Genomic DNA, 16,529 nt, shown 5'->3' on the forward strand with positions numbered 1-16,529 from the left:
CGCCCGCAAAAAGGGTCCCCGTTCAGACTTCTCTGAACGGGGACCCTTTTTCTGGTCAGGGGTTTGGGCGACGGCCTGCGGAGGTGTTGTTTCGGCGCCGCAGCCGTCGCAGCAGGCCCGTTCCGTTGCCGCCCGGCTACGCTGGTGCCTCCGAGGATCCCGTGCCCGGCGTCTCCCGCTCATTGTGCTCCGGCTGCAGGGCTGAGACGGCGTTTCGGACGAGTCTCAGGTAAGAGTCGTTGGTGTACAGGCCGTGCGTGTATAGCTCCAAGGCCGGCAGAGCGAGACGGAGCAGCATTTGCTGCTGTGAGGCCGGCAGCCCGAGGGTGCGTTCAATGTGCGGTCCCATGGTTATCAGGCCCACGACCATCGTGGCGGTCAGGACGGCCAGCGCCCGCGGGTCGTCGGAGGGGCGCATCGTGCCGTCCGAAATGCCGGCCCTGATGATCGTCTCGCTCTCATCGGTAAGGACGTCGATGAACCGGGCTGCGGCTGGTGTGTTCTCAGCCACGACGCGTCCGAGGTAGCTAATCTGTGCCTGATAGCTGCCGGGGTCAGCCTGGTAGGAGCGCATAACCTCGCCCATGCCCTCCAGTGTGGCCTTTTCACGGGCCCACCCCACCAGCGCTTGGAGCACATAGTCGTCGCTTGCCTGGCGAAGTCCTTCTTCGCCCTTTAGGTTCAGTGAATGCTCTGCCCCGGCAGGGCGACAGAGAACAAAGCCCTCATTGGGGACGGCAGTGGGGCGGGGTGCTCCGGCTGGACCCGGGGCCTGCGGCATCCGCATCGCCCCGGGTCTTCTGGTCACCAGATGCTGACGCGCTCCTGCGGTGCCATCCACATGCCGTCCTGGTCCGTGACGCCGAACGCCGCATGGAAGGCGTCAAGGTTTTTGGCGATGGCGTTCGTGCGGAACTCGTTGGGGGAGTGCGGATCCGTGGCGAGCCGGCGGATGGCCTCTTCAGTCCGGATGACCTGCCGCCACCCCGCGGCCCAGGACGCGAAGAACCGCTGCGCCCCGGTCATGCCGTCGAGCACGGGCGGTTCCTGCCCGTCGAGGCTGATCAGGTAGGCCTTATAGCCGATGGTGAGGCCGCCCAGGTCGCCGATGTTCTCACCCAGGGTCAGCTTGCCGTTGACGGTGTGGCCGGGGGCGGCCGTGGGGGAGAGGGCATCGAACTGCGCCACGAGCCGCGAGGCCAGAGCCTCAAAGGCGGTGCGGTCGTCCTCGGTCCACCAGTTGCGCAACAGGCCGCTGCCGTCGTACTGCGAGCCCTGGTCATCGAAGCCGTGGCCGATTTCATGGCCAATCACGGCACCGATGCCGCCGTAGTTGACGGCGTCATCGGCGTCGGCAGTGAAGAACGGGGGCTGCAGCATGGCTGCGGGAAACACGATCTCGTTCAGAAGCGGATGGTAGTAGGCGTTGACCGTCTGCGGCGTCATCAGCCACTTCTCGCGGTCCACGGGCTTGCCGACCTCGTCGAGGTGGCGGTCGACGTCGGCGCTGTGCGCACGCTCCACGTTCCCGAGCAGATCGGCGGGGTCGATCTCCACGGCGGAGTAGTCGATCCACTTGTCCGGGAAGCCGATCTTGGCGCGGAATGAATCCAGCTTCTTCAGGGCCTCGAGCTTGGTTGCCTCGCCCATCCAGGCCAGCCCGGTGATGGACTCCCGGTACGCCTCGATCAGGTTGGCCACGAGGGTCTGCATGCGCGCCTTGTGCCCCTCCGGGAAATGTTCGGCCACGTAGATCTGCCCGACCGCCTCCCCGAGGGCCGCCTCGACCACCGCGACGCCGCGCTTCCAGCGGTCCTTGATCCGCGGCGTACCGCTCAGGGTGGTGCCATAAAACGCGAAGTTCGCGTCCACGAACTCGGAAGACAGGTACGGGGCGGCCGCGCTGACCACCCGCATGGCGAGCCATTCCTGCCAGGTCGCCAGCGGTTCGGAGTCCAGCAGCGAGGCCGCGCCGGAGAAGAAATCCGGGGTGCTAACCACCAGCTCGGCACGCTTTTCCGGCTCGATGCCGGCCGCGTCGAACCAGTCGGCCAGCAGGGGGAACAGCTCCGCCGCTTCCTCGGCAGACTTCAAGTTGTACGTCTTTTGCGGATTCCGCAATGTCACGTTGTCCCAGTGGTGCGAGGCCAGTGCAGTTTCCAGCGCCACCACGCGACCGGCCGCCCCCTCGGGGTCGGCCACATCAGCGAGGCCCAGCATGGCCCCCACATGTGCACGGTAGGCCTGGACCATCGGGGCGAACTTCGCCTCCCGGTAATAGGACTCATCGGGCAGGCCCAGGCCGCCCTGGCCGGTGTAGAGCAGGACCCGGTCCGGGTTTCCGGCATCCGGGGCGGGGTAAATGTAGAAAAGCCCGGAGACGTCGGCGCGGAACAGCCGCCCGGCCAGCGCCACGAGACCGGGCACCGACGTCGTCGCGAACACCTCCGCCAGCCGCGCCCGGAGCGGGTCCAGGCCCTTGGCCTCCACCGCCGCTTCGTCCATGAAGCTGTTGTACAGGTCCCCAATCTTGCGCTCGATGCCGGTAGCCTCCGCGCCGCGTGCGGCGGCCTGCTCGATGATCTCCTTCACCGCGAGCTCCGACGCGTCGCGCAGGGCGGTAAACGTGCCCTCCAGCGGCCGGTCGTCCGGGATGACCGTGCTGTTGAGCCAGCCGCCATTCACATGCTGGTACAGGTCGTCCTGCGGGCGGACGCTGGCGTCGATGGTGGACAGATCGATCCCCGAAAGTGGCACGGATGCTCCTTTGAGAGGCAGTCCGGCCCGGAGCGTTTGCCGGCGCACGGTCTGCATGGTGGACGTTACGGTGGTCTGGCTCCTTCATCTTACGCACCCGTGTTACTGTGAAAAGGTGCGCGCAGAACTGCTCCTTCTTAGCTGCCGCGGCGAGGCCTCAGACGCGATCTAGCGCAAGGCCCACCCTCGCTGCGGAGTTTGTGTTGCCCGGCCACCCTTTCACCAAGAATCACAGAAAAGGCCCCGATTGTAATGCGAAACGCACAGAAGCCCTCAGGAATGCCGGTCCACCGCTACGTCCCGTTCCAGGACCAGATCACCGTTGAACTGCCGGACCGCACCTGGCCGGACAAAGTCATCACCAAGGCCCCGCGCTGGTGCGCCGTGGACCTGCGCGACGGCAACCAGGCCCTCATTGATCCCATGAGCCCGGCCCGCAAGCTGAAGATGTTCGACCTGCTGGTCCGGATGGGCTACAAGGAGATCGAGGTCGGGTTCCCCTCGGCATCGCAGACCGACTTCGACTTCGTGCGGCAGCTGATCGAGGGCAACCACATCCCCGACGACGTCACGATCCAGGTGCTGACCCAGGCCCGCGAGCACCTGATCGAGCGGACCTATGAGTCCCTGGTCGGGGCGAAGCAGGCCATCGTCCACCTCTACAACTCCACGTCCGTCCTGCAGCGCCGGGTGGTCTTCAACCAGGACGAAGACGGCATCCTGGACATCGCCCTGCAGGGTGCACGGCTGTGCAAGAAGTACGAGGAAACCCTCGCCGATACGCACATCACCTACGAATACTCGCCCGAGTCCTTCACCGGCACCGAACTGGAGTACGCGATCCGGGTCTGCAACGCGATTGCCGACGTCTTCGAGGCCTCGGCGGACCGGCAGGTCATCATCAACCTGCCCGCCACGGTGGAAATGGCCACCCCCAATGTCTACGCCGACTCCATCGAGTGGATGAGCCGGAACCTGCACCCGCGCGAAGGCATCATCCTGTCCCTGCACCCGCACAACGACCGCGGCACCGGCGTCGCCGCCGCCGAGCTGGGCTACCTGGCCGGCGCAGACCGGATCGAGGGCTGCCTCTTCGGGAACGGCGAACGGACCGGCAACGTGGACCTGGTGACGCTGGGCCTGAACATGTTCGTCCAGGGCATCGACCCGATGATCGATTTCTCCGACATCGACGAAATCCGGCGCACGGTGGAGTACTGCAACCAGCTGCCCGTGGCCGAGCGGTCCCCGTACGGCGGAGACCTCGTCTTCACGGCGTTCTCCGGCTCGCACCAGGACGCAATCAAGAAGGGCCTGGAGGCCCTCGAAAAGGACGCGGCCGCAGCGGGCAAGGACGTGGCCGACTACACCTGGCAGGTCCCCTACCTGCCGGTGGACCCGAAAGACCTTGGCCGCAGCTACGAGGCGGTCATCCGGGTCAACTCACAGTCCGGCAAGGGCGGCGTCGCGTACCTGCTCAAGAACGAGCACAGCCTGGACCTGCCGCGCCGCGCCCAGATCGAGTTCTCCGGCGTCATCCAGAAGCGGACCGACACGGTCGGCGGAGAAGTCAGCGGACCCCAGCTGTGGCAGGTCTTCCAGGACGAGTACCTGCCCTCGGGCTCTGCCGACAAGCAGTGGGGCCGCTACGCCCTCGGCTCGATCAGCACCGAGACGGACGAAGACGGCGACATGACCCTGACCGCCGCCCTGAAGATCGACGGGACCCAGGTCCGCCGGACCGGGACCGGCAACGGCCCCATCGCGGCCCTGCTGAGCATCCTGCGGGAGGACGGCGTGGACGTCCGGGTCCTGGACTACAGCGAACACGCACTCTCCGAGGGCGGCAGCGCCCTGGCCGCCGCGTATGTCGAGTGCGCCGTGGGTGAGCGCGTGCTCTGGGGCGTGGGGATTGACGCCAACACGAGCACGTCCGCCCTCAAGGCCGTCATCTCGGCCGTGAACCGCGCCATCCGGGACGCCCGCGCCTGAACCGACCCTGCCTGAACTGGACTTGCCTGATCCGACCGTGCCTGGTCCGTCCGCGGACGGGCGGGCACTGTCGAACCAACGCATGCTGCGCCGCCGGAACATTCCGGCGGCGTAGTTTTTTGCCAACGCGTTTTGCCTCGGCGGTGCTGCCCATGCCGTGATTCCGCAAAGACAGTGCGAAGATTAACTGTGGTCCAACAATCCTTCGCAGCGCGCGCCTACCGTGATGACGCCGTCGTACTGCGCACCCACAAGCTGGGCGAGGCCGACCGGATCATTACCCTGCTGACCAAGCACCACGGCCAGGTGCGGGCGGTGGCGAAGGGCGTCCGGCGCACCAGCAGCCGCTTCGGTGCCAGGCTGGAACCGTTCATGGTGGCCGATCTCCAGCTGATTTCCGGACGCACCCTGGACGTCGTCACGCAGGCCGTGGCCAAGGGCGCCTACGGCGGAAACATCGCCGCGGACTATGGCCGGTACACGGTGGCGGCCGCCATGACCGAGACGGCGGAGAAGCTCACGGACGTCGACGGCGAAGCCGGAACCGCCCAATACAACCTCCTGGTGGGTGCCCTCGCGTCCCTGAGCCGGGGCGACCACGCCCCCGAACTCATCCTGGATTCCTACCTGCTCCGCGCCCTCGCGACCGGCGGCTGGGCGCCCAGCTTCACCGACTGCGCCCGGTGCGGTGCACCCGGGCCGCACACCGCCTTTTCCGCGCCGCTTGGCGGCATGGTCTGCCACGCGTGCCGGCCGCCGGGATCGCCCGCCCCGGCCCCGGAGACGGTACTCCTGATGGGTGCCCTGCTCACCGGGAACTGGACGACGGCGGATGCCTCCGCGTCCGTCCACCGCCGGGAAGCGGCCGGTCTGGTGGCCAGCTACCTCCAGTGGCACCTGGAACGAGTCCTGAAATCCCTCAAACATGTGGAGCGAACGTAAAAGTGGCATTGGGAAGAAGCTTGGGAAAGAACCTGGAGAAGAGCCAGGCGAAACAGGCCAACGGCCGGCGGCGGACCACCCCGGTGGTGGCTCCGTATCCGCACCCGTCCGGGGCTGTTCCGCCCGCGATTCCCGCGGAGTTCATCCCGAGGCATGTGGCGATCGTCATGGACGGCAACGGGCGCTGGGCTAACCAGCGCGGCCTGCCGCGGATCGAGGGCCACAAGGCGGGGGAGCCTGCGCTGCTGGACGTCATGGCCGGTGCGATCGAGCTGGGGATCGAGCACGTGAGCGTGTACGCCTTCTCCACCGAGAACTGGCGGCGCTCCCCCGAGGAGGTGCGCTTCCTGATGGGCTTCAACAAGGACGTGCTGCGCCGGCAGCGGAACCAGCTCGACGACTGGGGGGTCCGCATCCGCTGGTCCGGGAGGCGTCCGAAACTGTGGGGCTCGGTGATCCGCGAGCTTGAAGAGGCCGAGGACTACACCCGCGGCAACAGCACCTGCACCCTGAACATGTGCGTCAACTATGGCGGACGCGCCGAGATCGCCGACGCCGTCGCCGCGATCGCCGAGGAAGTGGCGCAGGGCCGGCTCAAGCCGGGCGCCATCACCGAGCGGACCATCCAGAAGTTCCTGGACGAGCCCGACCTGCCCGACGTTGACCTGTTCCTGCGCAGCTCGGGGGAACAGCGGCTGTCCAATTTCATGCTGTGGCAGTCGGCCTACGCCGAGTTCGTGTTCCTGGATACCCTGTGGCCGGACGTGGACCGCCGGACCCTGTGGGACGCCGTCGAGATCTACGCGCAGCGGGACCGCCGCTACGGTGGAGCCATCGATGCCGCTCCCGCCGCGGGCGGCCAGGTCAGCTGATCCGCGTCAATCGTAGACGTATGCCCTGATCCACCGGGACAACCGGGCATAGGCGTCAGCCCGGACCCGCGGGGCGGAGAGGAAGACGTCATGCAGGGCGCCGTCAATCCGTTCCAGCGTCACGGTGCGGCCCAGGCTGAGCGCGCGGAGGGCGATCGTGTTCACGTCCAGGACCGCGTCCGTGCGGCGCATGGACTCCTTCCAGAACATCCCGTTGGCGCTGGCGCCCGAGATGAGCACCAGGATGGGTACATCGATGTTCAGGCCACGGGCGACCCTGGACTGTCCGGCGAGCACGGCGCTAAGCCAGCCGGCGCGGACCGGAAAGGCGTGCGGCGGGCGGTAGGCATCGTCCAGGGCCCACTCGCCCTCCGCGGCGCTGCTGATGCTGCGCCAGTAGAAGGCCCGCTCGGGCAGCCGGATCACCGACTCTGGCCAGAACCGGGCGAACGGCTCCACCATGGTCCGCGCGGCCCGGCGCAGGGCGGGGCTGCCGTGGACTTCCAGCCACGGGCTGTCCAGGACCAGCTGTGACACCACCCCCGGATGCCGGTCGGCCCACAGCGCAGCGATCAGGCCGCCGGTGGAGTGTCCCATCAGCGTCACCGGCGGCGCCTTGCCGGTGGGCCGGAGCGAGCCGATGATCCCGATCGCTGCGGTGATTTCGGCGTCGTAGTTGTCCAGGTCCGCGACGTAGCCGCCGTGGGTTCCCGGGCGCAGGCTGCGGCCATGGTTGTGCATGTCGAGGGCGAAAAACTCAAACCCCTGCCCCGCCCAGAATTCCGCGAGCTCCTCATTGAAGAAATAGTCACTCCAGCCGTGCAGGAACAGCACGGCCCGGGCCGGCAATCCCGATGGTGCCGGCGGGAGCGGGGTATGGCGGACCAGGGTGGCCGTGCGCAGCACACCGTCGGGGCCGGCGGCCTCGAAGGCGCACGCCTGGAAGTCATCCCCCAGAATGTCGGTCCGCCACTGCATCGACTTTCCTCCTGCGCTGCTGACTCTGTGCTTGCTGCGTGCCGGCTATGCCGCGGACGCCGCGGCATAGCCCGCCGAACGTCCGGAGAAGAGACACCCGCCCAGGAACGTCCCCTCGAGTGCCCGGTAGCCGTGGATTCCGCCGCCGCCAAACCCTGCGGCCTCACCGGCCGCGAACAGCCCGGGCACCGGCTGCCCGCCGGCATCCAGGACCCGCGACTGCAGATCCGTCTGCACACCGCCAAGGCTCTTGCGCGTCAGGACCGAGAGCCGGACGGCAAGCAGCGGACCGTGCCGCGGATCCAGCAGCCGGTGCGGCGGAGCCACCCGCATGATCTTGTCGGTGGCGAAACGCCGTGCTGCCCGGATCGCCGCCAGTTGCGGATCCTTGCCCATCCCGCTGGAGAACTGCCGGTCCCGGTCGCGGATCAGCTGCTCCAGGGCCGCGGGGTCGATGAGCTGCCCGCCCGTCAAATCGTTCATCCGGCTGGCCAGCCCGGCGGGGTCCCGTGCCTGCAGGAAGTCGACCCCGCGGTCCAGGAACAGCTGCAGCGGCGTGTCGCTGCCGGGCTTCAGCCGTGAGACCAGCCGCCGGACATCCTTGCCCGTGAGATCCGGGTTCTGCTCGGATCCGGACAGCGCGAACTCCTTCAGGGCGATGCTGCGGTTCAGGACGAACCATGAATGGGCATGTCCCGTGGCCAGGATGTGGCGGAGGGCGCCGAGGGAATCGAAGCCCGGAAACAGGGGAGGCGGGAGCATCCGCCCGGTCGCGTCCAGCCACAGGGCCGACGGTCCGGGCAGGATCCGGATGCCGTGCCGCGGCCAGACCGGGGCATGGTTGTGGATGCCCTCCGGGTAGTGCCACATCCGGTCCTCGTTGATGAGGTGTCCGCCGGCGCGGCCCACGGCGGGGAGGAAATCCCCGTCCACGGATGCCGGCACGCCGCTTAACATCCGCTCCGGCGCCGCGCCGCCCGGCCACTGCTTGCGGACCGTATCGTGGTTGCCGCCGATCCCGCCGCTTGTCACCACCACGGCCGCGGCCGCAGCCTCGAAACTTCCGGCCACACGCCGTGAAGAGCGTTCGCCCCGGCCCGCGCCGCTGGCCTCGAGCAGTTCGCCGCGCACGCCGCTGACCCGGCCCGCGGTTTTCACGAGCCCGGTGGCGCGGTGGCGGAAATGGAAGGACACGCGGCCGGCAGCTTCGCCTTCGCGCAGTTTGGCAAGGAAGGGGGCCACCAGAGCAGGTCCCGTGCCCCACGCGACATGGAAGCGCGGGACAGTATTGCCGTGGCCGTCCGGACCGTAGCCTCCGCGTTCGGCCCACTGCACCAGGGGAAACAGCCCGACGCCCAGCGAGGCGAGCCAGGCGCGCTTCTCCCCGGCGGCAAAGTTCACGTACGCCGCCGCCCAGTCCTTGGCCCGGGCGTCCTCCGGCCGGTCGAATCCCGCGGACGCATGCCAGTCGGCGAGGGCCAGCTCTTCGCTGTCCCGCACCCCAAGCCGCCGCTGTTCCGGGGTGTTGACCAGGAAAAGGCCGCCGAAGGACCAGTGCGCCTGGCCGCCGACGGAGGCCTCGGGTTCCTGATCGAGCACCGCCACCCGGCTGCCGGCGGCATAGGCCTGGGCAGCGGCCACGAGCCCGGCCAGGCCGGCGCCGACCACCACGACGTCGGCCTCGATCCCGCGCCCTGATGCCCCATAACCGCCCGTTCCGACACCCTCATCGCTGGTCATGGCTTCATGCTAGCTCGCCTCGGTGCCCTTCGGCCGCCGGGGCCGGGGCCGGGGCGTGCGGCGTTGCAGCCACAACGGCAGTCACAACGGCAGTCACCGGCGCACTGGTTTGGTCTGCGCGGCCCGAACCGGAAAACTAGAGGCATGCGCGTATATCCCACATTCTTCCGGCTGGCCTTCTCATGGATGGACGCCGAACGCGCCCATAAGATCGGGTTCAAGGCCATCCGCCTCGCCCACAGCTGCGGTGCCGGGCGGTTGCTGCAGAAGGTGACCGCCCCGGCGGCGTCGCTGCAGACCCAGGCGTTCGGCCTGACCTTCCCGTCGCCGTTCGGCCTGGCGGCCGGGTTCGACAAGGAAGGCCTCGGCATCGAGGCGCTGGCCGAGCTCGGCTTCGGCCATGTGGAGGTCGGCACCATCACCGGTCAGGCCCAGCCCGGGAACCCGGCGCCGCGGCTCTTCCGCCTTGTGGAGGACAGGGCCGTCATCAACCGCATGGGGTTCAACAACGACGGCGCCGCGGCGGTGGCCCCGCGCCTCAAGTCCGCCCGCGCCGCCCTGCAGCGCCAGCACCCCGGCGTCCGGCCCGTGATCGGGGTGAACATCGGCAAGAGCAAGGTGGTTGGGCTCGAGGACGCGGTGTCCGATTACCTGATCAGCGCGCGCAGCCTTGCCCCCGCAGCGGATTATCTCGTGGTGAACGTCAGCTCGCCCAACACCCCGGGGCTTCGGTTGCTGCAGGACGTGGAGACCCTGCGCCCGCTGCTGAGCGCTGTGGGGGAGGAGGCGGACAAGGCCGCCGGCCGCCACGTTCCCCTCCTGGTCAAGATCGCGCCCGACCTCAGCGATGAGGACATCGACGACGTCGCGCGACTGGCGCTCGACCTGAAGCTGGACGGCATCATCGCCACGAACACCACGATCGCCCGCACCGGGCTCGCCTCCAGCCCCGACAAGGTCGAGGCGTGCGGGGCAGGGGGTCTTTCCGGGGCACCCCTGAAGAAGCGGTCCCTGGAGGTCCTGGCCCGGCTCAAGTCCGTCACCGGCGGAGCACTGACCCTGGTCTCGGTGGGCGGCGTCGAAACGGCGCAGGATGTGCAGGCACGGCTGGACGCCGGTGCCACCCTCGTCCAGGGCTACACGGCGTTCCTTTATGAGGGCCCCTTCTGGGCCGCCCGCATCAACCGGCTGCTGGCCACCCACCCGAGCCGGCGCTAAAGCTCCCGGGTACCCTGGCCCGGACGTTTTCGCTGCAACCAAGAAGCCCCCGGCAGGTGACTGCCGGGGGCTTCTCGGTTGAAAAATAGTGGAAGGGACTGTTAAGCGGGGTACTCGCCGCGCCGGACCTGGGGCTTGGGCAGGCGCAGGCGGCGGAACTGCAGGGAGCGCATGGAGCCGTACCAGACGGTGCCGCGCTCGACGTCGCCGAACTTTTCGCCGAGCCGCTTCTTGAGCTTGCGGGAGAGGATGAAGACGTCCACGAAGACCGCGAGGAACATGACCCAGAAGGCGCCCAGGACGTAGACCATCTGTGCACTGGAGGCCGGCACGAGCAAGGAGATGATGACAAACAGCAGGGCACCGAACATGAGGAACTCGCCAAGGCTGAAGCGGGCATCGACGAAATCACGGGCGAACCGCTTCTGCGGACCCTTGTCCCGCAGCGGCAGGAACTTCTCATCACCGGTGTCCATGGCCTGCCGCATCTTGAGCCGCTGCTCCGTGACGGCGGCGCGCTCGGCAGCCTTGGAAGCCTTGCGGTCCTCCGGCACGAGGGGCCGCTTGCGGGCCGCCTCCTGGGCGCTGCGCTTGGGCGTGGGTGCGCCCTTGCCGGTCACGGCGCTACGGGCTGCTGCCTCGGATGCCTGCTGGTCAACTACGTCCTGCGCCGAAGGCGCTTCCTTTTTACGTCCAAACACCCCTAAAGAATACCCCGCAGACACAGGCCCGAGACCCAGCCCACACGGTGCAGGCCCGGCCGTGACGCTGTTTGTAGTGATTCAGAGCACGGGTAGTGTTTTGGCCATGACTTCATCTACCGCGGGGAACCCGCAGACCACCATGGACCACGACGGCACCATCGATGCCGAGGCCCTCCGCCAGGCCGTTGCCGAATCGTTCGACGAGACGATCGGCCAGCTGACGGACCTTGTCGCCATTCCGGGCATCGCCTGGCCCAGCTTTGATCCTGCTCCGTTGAACCGCAGCGCCGACGCCGTCGCCAGCCTCGTACGGGCCAGCGGCTTCGACGACGTCCGGATCCTCCGCTGCGACAAGGAAGACGGGACGCCCGGCGGGCCCGCCGTCGTCGCCCGCCGCCCGGCCGCGGAGGGCAAACCGACAGTCCTGCTGTACGCCCACCACGACGTCCAGCCCACCGGTGACCTGGCACTGTGGGAAACCGACCCCTTCACCGCCGTCGAGCGCGACGGCAGGCTCTTCGGCCGCGGCGCCGCCGATGACAAGGCCGGCATCCTCGCCCACGTCGCCGCATACTCGGCAGTGACGCGCGTACTCGGGGACGAACTGGGCCTGGGCGTGACGTTCTTCTTCGAGGGCGAAGAGGAGGCCGGCTCGCCAACGTTCCGGCAGTTCCTGGAAACCCACCGCGAGCTGCTCCGCGCGGACGTGATCGTCGTAGCCGATTCCAGCAACTGGAAGGTCGGCATTCCGGCCCTCACCACCAGCCTGCGCGGCCTGGTGGACGGCACCATCGAGGTCAAGGTTCTGGACCACGCCGTGCATTCGGGCATGTTCGGCGGCCCGGTGCTCGATGCCCCGACCCTGCTGGCCCGCCTGATCGCCACCCTCCACGACGACGAGGGCAGCGTCGCGATCAAGGGCCTCGTGAGCCGCGATGACGTCGTTGTCGACCTCACCGAGGAGGAGTACCGCGCTGACGCCTCCGTGCTCGACGGCGTGAAACTCGCCGGGACCGGCAGCATTGCCTCACGCATGTGGACCAAGCCCGCCCTGTCCATCATCGGTTTTGACGCCCCGGCCGTGGACGTAGCCTCCAACACCCTGCTGCCGCGGGCACGGGCCAAGTTCAGCCTGCGCCTGGCCCCGGGCCAGGACCCGGAAGCCGCCATGGAGGCTGTCCGCAAGCACGTCGAGGACCACGCCCCGTTCGGCGCGCAGGTCGTATTCACCCCGGGGGAGAGCGGCAATTCCTTCCTGACCGACACGAGCTCGAAGGCCGCGTCCGTGGCCATGTGGGCCCTCGGCGAGGCCTGGGGCGTGCCCGCCGTCGAAATGGGGATCGGCGGATCGATTCCCTTCATCGCGGACCTGACGGATCTCTACCCGGACGTGCAGATCCTGGTCACCGGCGTCGAGGATCCCGATTCCCGCGCCCACAGCGCCAACGAATCGCTGCACCTGGGAGACTTCCGGAACGCGATTGTCGCCGAGGCCCTGCTGCTCGCGCGCCTGAACGACGAGGGCGCGCTCTAGCCCCCGCGCACTGGCGGGCCCGGGGAACATCCAGCCGTCTCCCACAGTTACGTCAGGAGTTAGAGCTACAAGGCTGCGCGAAGTAGCATGTAGCTATAGCCCATACCGTTTAAGTAGGGGCGGGCACCGTGCGAGCGGGGCCGCCACCACCGTTGCAAGAAGGTAGGCCATGAGCACTACAACCAATGAAAACAGCGCCGGCAACACTGCCGCCGAGACCGGCGAGCTGGCCACGCACGAGGTCATGCTGACCGACGTCGCGGCCGGTAAGGTCCGCAGCCTGCTGGAGCAGGAAGGCCGCACCGATCTGCGCCTCCGCGTTGCCGTGCAGCCCGGCGGTTGCTCCGGCCTGATTTACCAGCTGTACTTCGACGAGCGGCTGCTCGACGGGGACGCTGTGCGCGACTACGACGGCGTGGAGGTCGTCGTCGACAAGATGAGCGTTCCTTACCTCAGCGGTGCCAGCATCGATTTCGAGGACACCATCGCCAAGCAGGGCTTCACGATCGACAACCCGAACGCCGGCGGGTCCTGCGCCTGCGGAGATTCTTTCCACTAATTCCTTCCACTAAGGCCGGGCATTTTGCCCGGCCTTAGTGCCGCAGGATCCTCAACGAGCGGCGCCTACAAAAAGCTCCCGACGCACGGTGCGGACATGTGGGCGAAAACTCCCGGGGAGCGGTAAGCTCTACACCGAGTAGTAAAACTTTTCGTTTGCCCTGCCCGTAATTTGCGGGGCAACAGCAACAAGTAGGAAGGGCCGTCTGTGAGTTCGCAGAACCGAACCGGCAGCCGACGCAAACAGATCACTACGATCACTGGCTTGGCACTAGCCGGCGCGTTGGCTTTGACTGGATGTTCACCAGAGGTACAGAAGGGCTGGTTGCCCACCGAGCGTGGCACCACCAATCACACTGACCTCATCATGGACCTCTGGGTCAACTCATGGATTGCCGCGCTGGTCGTCGGCATCATCACCTGGGGCCTGATGATCTGGTGCATCGTCGCTTACCGGCGCCGCAAGGGCACCGTGGGCTTCCCGCGCCAGAACAGCTTCAACCTTCCGCTTGAAGTGTTCTACCTGACGATCCCGCTGTTCATGGTCCTGGTGTTCTTCTACTTCACCGACCGTGACCAGCAGTCGATCGATGACCGCTCAACGCCGGCCGACGTCGTCGTCGACGTCCGCGGCAAGCAGTGGGCCTGGGACTTCAACTACTTGAAGGGCAACGTCGTCACCGAGGACGTGCACGAAGCGGGCGTCCAGGCGCACCTGACCGGCAACGACGTGGACAAGGAAAAGCTGCCCACCCTGTACCTGCCGGTCAACAAGTCGGTTGACCTCGAGCTCAACGCGCGCGACGTCATCCACTCCTTCTGGGTCCCTGCCTTCCTGCAGAAGCGGGACATGATTCCCGGCAAGACCAACTACATCCGGTTGACGCCCACCAGGGAGGGCACCTACGACGGTAAGTGCGCCGAACTCTGTGGCGAGTACCACTCCGAAATGCTGTTCCGCGTGAAGGTTGTCTCCGAGTCGGAGTTCCAGGCGCACATGGACAAGCTGCGCCAGGACGGGAACACCGGCCTGCTCGGTGAAGAGTACGACCGCAACCCGGCCCCGGCCGAAACCAAGTAAGGGGAGCGACGTGGCAACTTACACTCAATCCGCCGGGATCCTCGAGACTCCCGTAGTACCGAAGTCCAAGGGACGCATCGTCGTCAACTGGATCACCTCGACCGACCACAAGACGATCGGGTACATGTACCTGATCGCGTCGTTCATCTTCTTCTGCTTCGGCGGCATCATGGCGCTGCTGATCCGTGCCGAGCTCTTCGAACCCGGCATGCAGATCCTGCAGACCAAAGAGCAGTACAACCAGCTCTTCACCATGCACGGCACCGTCATGCTGCTGATGTTCGCGACGCCGCTGTTCGCCGGCTTCACCAACGTCATCATGCCGCTGCAGATCGGTGCCCCCGACGTCGCCTTCCCGCGACTGAACGCACTGGCCTTCTGGTTCTTCCTCTTCGGCTCCACGATCGCCGTCTCCGGCTTCATCACCCCGCAGGGCGCCGCGTCGTTCGGCTGGTTCGCGTACGCGCCGCTGTCCAACACCACGTTCAGCCCCGGCGTCGGCGGTGACCTCTGGGTCTTCGGTCTGGCGCTCTCCGGCTTCGGCACCATCCTTGGTGCGGTCAACTTCATCACCACCATCATCTGCATGCGCGCCCCGGGCATGACCATGTGGCGGATGCCGATCTTCACCTGGAACGCCCTCGTAACCTCCATCCTGGTCCTGATGGCCTTCCCGCCGCTGGCCGCCGCGCTGTTTGCCCTCGGTGCGGACCGCCGCTTCGGTGCGCACATCTTCGACCCCGAGAACGGCGGTGCCGTCCTCTGGCAGCACCTGTTCTGGTTCTTCGGCCACCCTGAGGTGTACATCATTGCGCTGCCGTTCTTCGGCATCGTCTCCGAGATCTTCCCGGTCTTCAGCCGCAAGCCGATCTTCGGCTACAAGGGCCTGGTCTACGCGACCATCTCCATCGCCGCCCTGTCCGTGACCGTGTGGGCCCACCACATGTACGTCACCGGCTCGGTACTGCTGCCGTTCTTCTCCTTCATGACGATGCTCATCGCCGTTCCGACCGGCGTGAAGTTCTTCAACTGGATCGGCACCATGTGGCGCGGTTCCATCACGTTTGAGACCCCCATGCTGTGGAGCATCGGCTTCCTGGCGACGTTCCTCTTCGGTGGCCTCACCGGCATCATCCTGGCCTCGCCGCCGCTGGACTTCCACGTCTCGGACTCCTACTTCGTGGTGGCGCACTTCCACTACGTGGTCTTCGGCACCGTCGTGTTCGCCATGTTCGCCGGCTTCTACTTCTGGTGGCCCAAGTGGACCGGCAAGATGCTCAACGAGCGTCTCGGCAAGATCCACTTCTGGATGCTGTTCCTTGGCTTCCACGGCACCTTCCTGATCCAGCACTGGCTCGGTGTCGAGGGCATGCCCCGCCGCTACGCCGACTACATGCCGCAGGACAACTTCACGTGGATGAACCAGTTCTCCACGATCGCCTCGTTCGTCCTCGGCGCGTCGCTGATTCCGTTCTTCTGGAACGTCTACATCACCTGGCGCAGCAACGAGCGTGTGGAAGTTGATGACCCGTGGGGCTTCGGTGCCTCCCTGGAGTGGGCCACGTCCTGCCCGCCGCCGCGCCACAACTTCACCTCCCTGCCCCGCATCCGCTCCGAGCGTCCTGCCCTGGACCTGCACCACCCGGAGCTTTCCCAGTCCTACACCGTCGATTCGCCTGCTCCGGCAGCAGCGGCTCTCGGTAACGCCGACCAGAAGGACACCGCCAAGTGAAAATCGAATCAAGGATCTTTGGCTACGGCGTCTTCTTCTTCGTGCCCGTGGCATTCATCTACGGTTACCTGACCAACTGGACCGAATGGGTGGGCGCACTGGCCATCCTGCTGGTCGGTGGCCTCGCCGGCATGATCGGCGCCTACCTCGGCTTCACCGGCCGGCGCGTGGGCATGCGCCCCGAGGACCGCAACGACGCCGAGATCCACGAAGGCGCCGGCGAGCAGGGACACTTCAGCCCCTGGAGCTGGTGGCCGCTGATGCTGGGCCTGTCCTGCGCCGCAGGGTTCCTCGGCCTGGCCGTGGGCTGGTGGATCGTCTTCATCGCCGGCGGAATGGCAGTGGTCGCACTGGTCGGCTGGGTCTACGAGTACAGCCGTGGTGACCACGCGCATTAGCGCGCATCCGGACTAGAAGTTCA

14 protein-coding genes are annotated in these 16,529 nt (G+C 67.0%); 9 read left to right on the forward strand and 5 right to left on the reverse strand.

The annotated features are described in order from the left end of the window. Positions 1 to 136 precede the first annotated feature (136 nt). Both C560_RS21245 and C560_RS0104600 read right to left on the reverse strand, forming a co-directional pair. Entirely contained in the window at positions 137 to 586 is a 450-nt protein-coding gene (locus C560_RS21245; protein ID WP_155855741.1) for a hypothetical protein, read from the reverse strand. Between the two features lie 218 nt (positions 587 to 804). Continuing rightward, positions 805 to 2,757: a M13 family metallopeptidase gene (locus C560_RS0104600; RefSeq protein WP_026537304.1), complete on the reverse strand. Its 1,953-nt coding sequence runs from the start codon at positions 2,755 to 2,757 to the stop codon at positions 805 to 807. Positions 2,758 to 3,009: 252 nt separating this feature from the next. On the opposite strand from C560_RS0104600, the gene leuA reads away from it, so the two are divergent. From leuA to C560_RS0104615, 3 genes are all read left to right on the forward strand, one after another. After that, positions 3,010 to 4,749: a 2-isopropylmalate synthase gene (gene leuA, locus C560_RS0104605; protein WP_026537305.1), complete on the forward strand. Its 1,740-nt coding sequence runs from the start codon at positions 3,010 to 3,012 to the stop codon at positions 4,747 to 4,749. Between the two features lie 189 nt (positions 4,750 to 4,938). Continuing rightward, positions 4,939 to 5,691: a DNA repair protein RecO gene (gene recO / locus C560_RS0104610; RefSeq protein WP_018773087.1), complete on the forward strand. Its 753-nt coding sequence runs from the start codon at positions 4,939 to 4,941 to the stop codon at positions 5,689 to 5,691. 20 nt (positions 5,692 to 5,711) lie between these two features. After that, the gene (locus C560_RS0104615; protein WP_018773086.1) at positions 5,712 to 6,563 is read left to right on the forward strand and encodes an isoprenyl transferase; all 852 of its coding nucleotides are present in this window, start codon (positions 5,712 to 5,714) and stop codon (positions 6,561 to 6,563) included. Between the two features lie 6 nt (positions 6,564 to 6,569). Here C560_RS0104615 and C560_RS0104620 read toward each other — a convergent pair whose 3' ends face one another. Both C560_RS0104620 and C560_RS0104625 read right to left on the reverse strand, forming a co-directional pair. Further along, on the reverse strand, positions 6,570 to 7,541 hold the full coding sequence (locus C560_RS0104620) for an alpha/beta hydrolase (protein ID WP_026537306.1): 972 nt from the start codon (positions 7,539 to 7,541) through the stop codon (positions 6,570 to 6,572). A 45-nt stretch (positions 7,542 to 7,586) separates the two neighbouring features. Further along, positions 7,587 to 9,281: an FAD-binding dehydrogenase gene (locus C560_RS0104625; protein ID WP_051533001.1), complete on the reverse strand. Its 1,695-nt coding sequence runs from the start codon at positions 9,279 to 9,281 to the stop codon at positions 7,587 to 7,589. 144 nt (positions 9,282 to 9,425) lie between these two features. Between C560_RS0104625 and C560_RS0104630 the strand changes: the two genes are divergently transcribed. Then, entirely contained in the window at positions 9,426 to 10,499 is a 1,074-nt protein-coding gene (locus tag C560_RS0104630; RefSeq protein WP_026537308.1) for a quinone-dependent dihydroorotate dehydrogenase, read from the forward strand. A gap of 101 nt (positions 10,500 to 10,600) precedes the next feature. Here the strand turns inward: C560_RS0104630 and C560_RS0104635 are convergent, their stop codons facing one another. After that, positions 10,601 to 11,200, reverse strand: coding sequence for a DUF3043 domain-containing protein (locus C560_RS0104635; protein ID WP_026266367.1), 600 nt, complete (start codon positions 11,198 to 11,200; stop codon positions 10,601 to 10,603). A 106-nt stretch (positions 11,201 to 11,306) separates the two neighbouring features. Between C560_RS0104635 and C560_RS0104640 the strand changes: the two genes are divergently transcribed. From C560_RS0104640 to C560_RS0104660, 5 genes are all read left to right on the forward strand, one after another. After that, the gene (locus tag C560_RS0104640; RefSeq protein ID WP_026266366.1) at positions 11,307 to 12,737 is read left to right on the forward strand and encodes a dipeptidase; all 1,431 of its coding nucleotides are present in this window, start codon (positions 11,307 to 11,309) and stop codon (positions 12,735 to 12,737) included. Positions 12,738 to 12,906: 169 nt separating this feature from the next. After that, positions 12,907 to 13,296, forward strand: coding sequence for a HesB/IscA family protein (locus C560_RS0104645; protein WP_018773080.1), 390 nt, complete (start codon positions 12,907 to 12,909; stop codon positions 13,294 to 13,296). 207 nt (positions 13,297 to 13,503) lie between these two features. Then, complete coding sequence (gene ctaC, locus C560_RS0104650) at positions 13,504 to 14,376, forward strand: aa3-type cytochrome oxidase subunit II (protein ID WP_026537309.1); 873 nt, start codon at positions 13,504 to 13,506, stop codon at positions 14,374 to 14,376. Positions 14,377 to 14,386: 10 nt separating this feature from the next. After that, on the forward strand, positions 14,387 to 16,108 hold the full coding sequence (gene ctaD, locus C560_RS0104655) for an aa3-type cytochrome oxidase subunit I (RefSeq protein ID WP_026537310.1): 1,722 nt from the start codon (positions 14,387 to 14,389) through the stop codon (positions 16,106 to 16,108). Then, positions 16,105 to 16,506, forward strand: a complete 402-nt coding sequence (locus C560_RS0104660; RefSeq protein WP_026537311.1) for a cytochrome c oxidase subunit 4 — start codon at positions 16,105 to 16,107, stop codon at positions 16,504 to 16,506. Before ctaD ends, C560_RS0104660 begins: the two co-directional genes overlap by 4 nt. Positions 16,507 to 16,529: the final 23 nt, after the last annotated feature.

It is taken from the genome of Arthrobacter sp. 9MFCol3.1 (assembly GCF_000620385.1).
Lineage (GTDB): Bacteria > Actinomycetota > Actinomycetes > Actinomycetales > Micrococcaceae > Arthrobacter.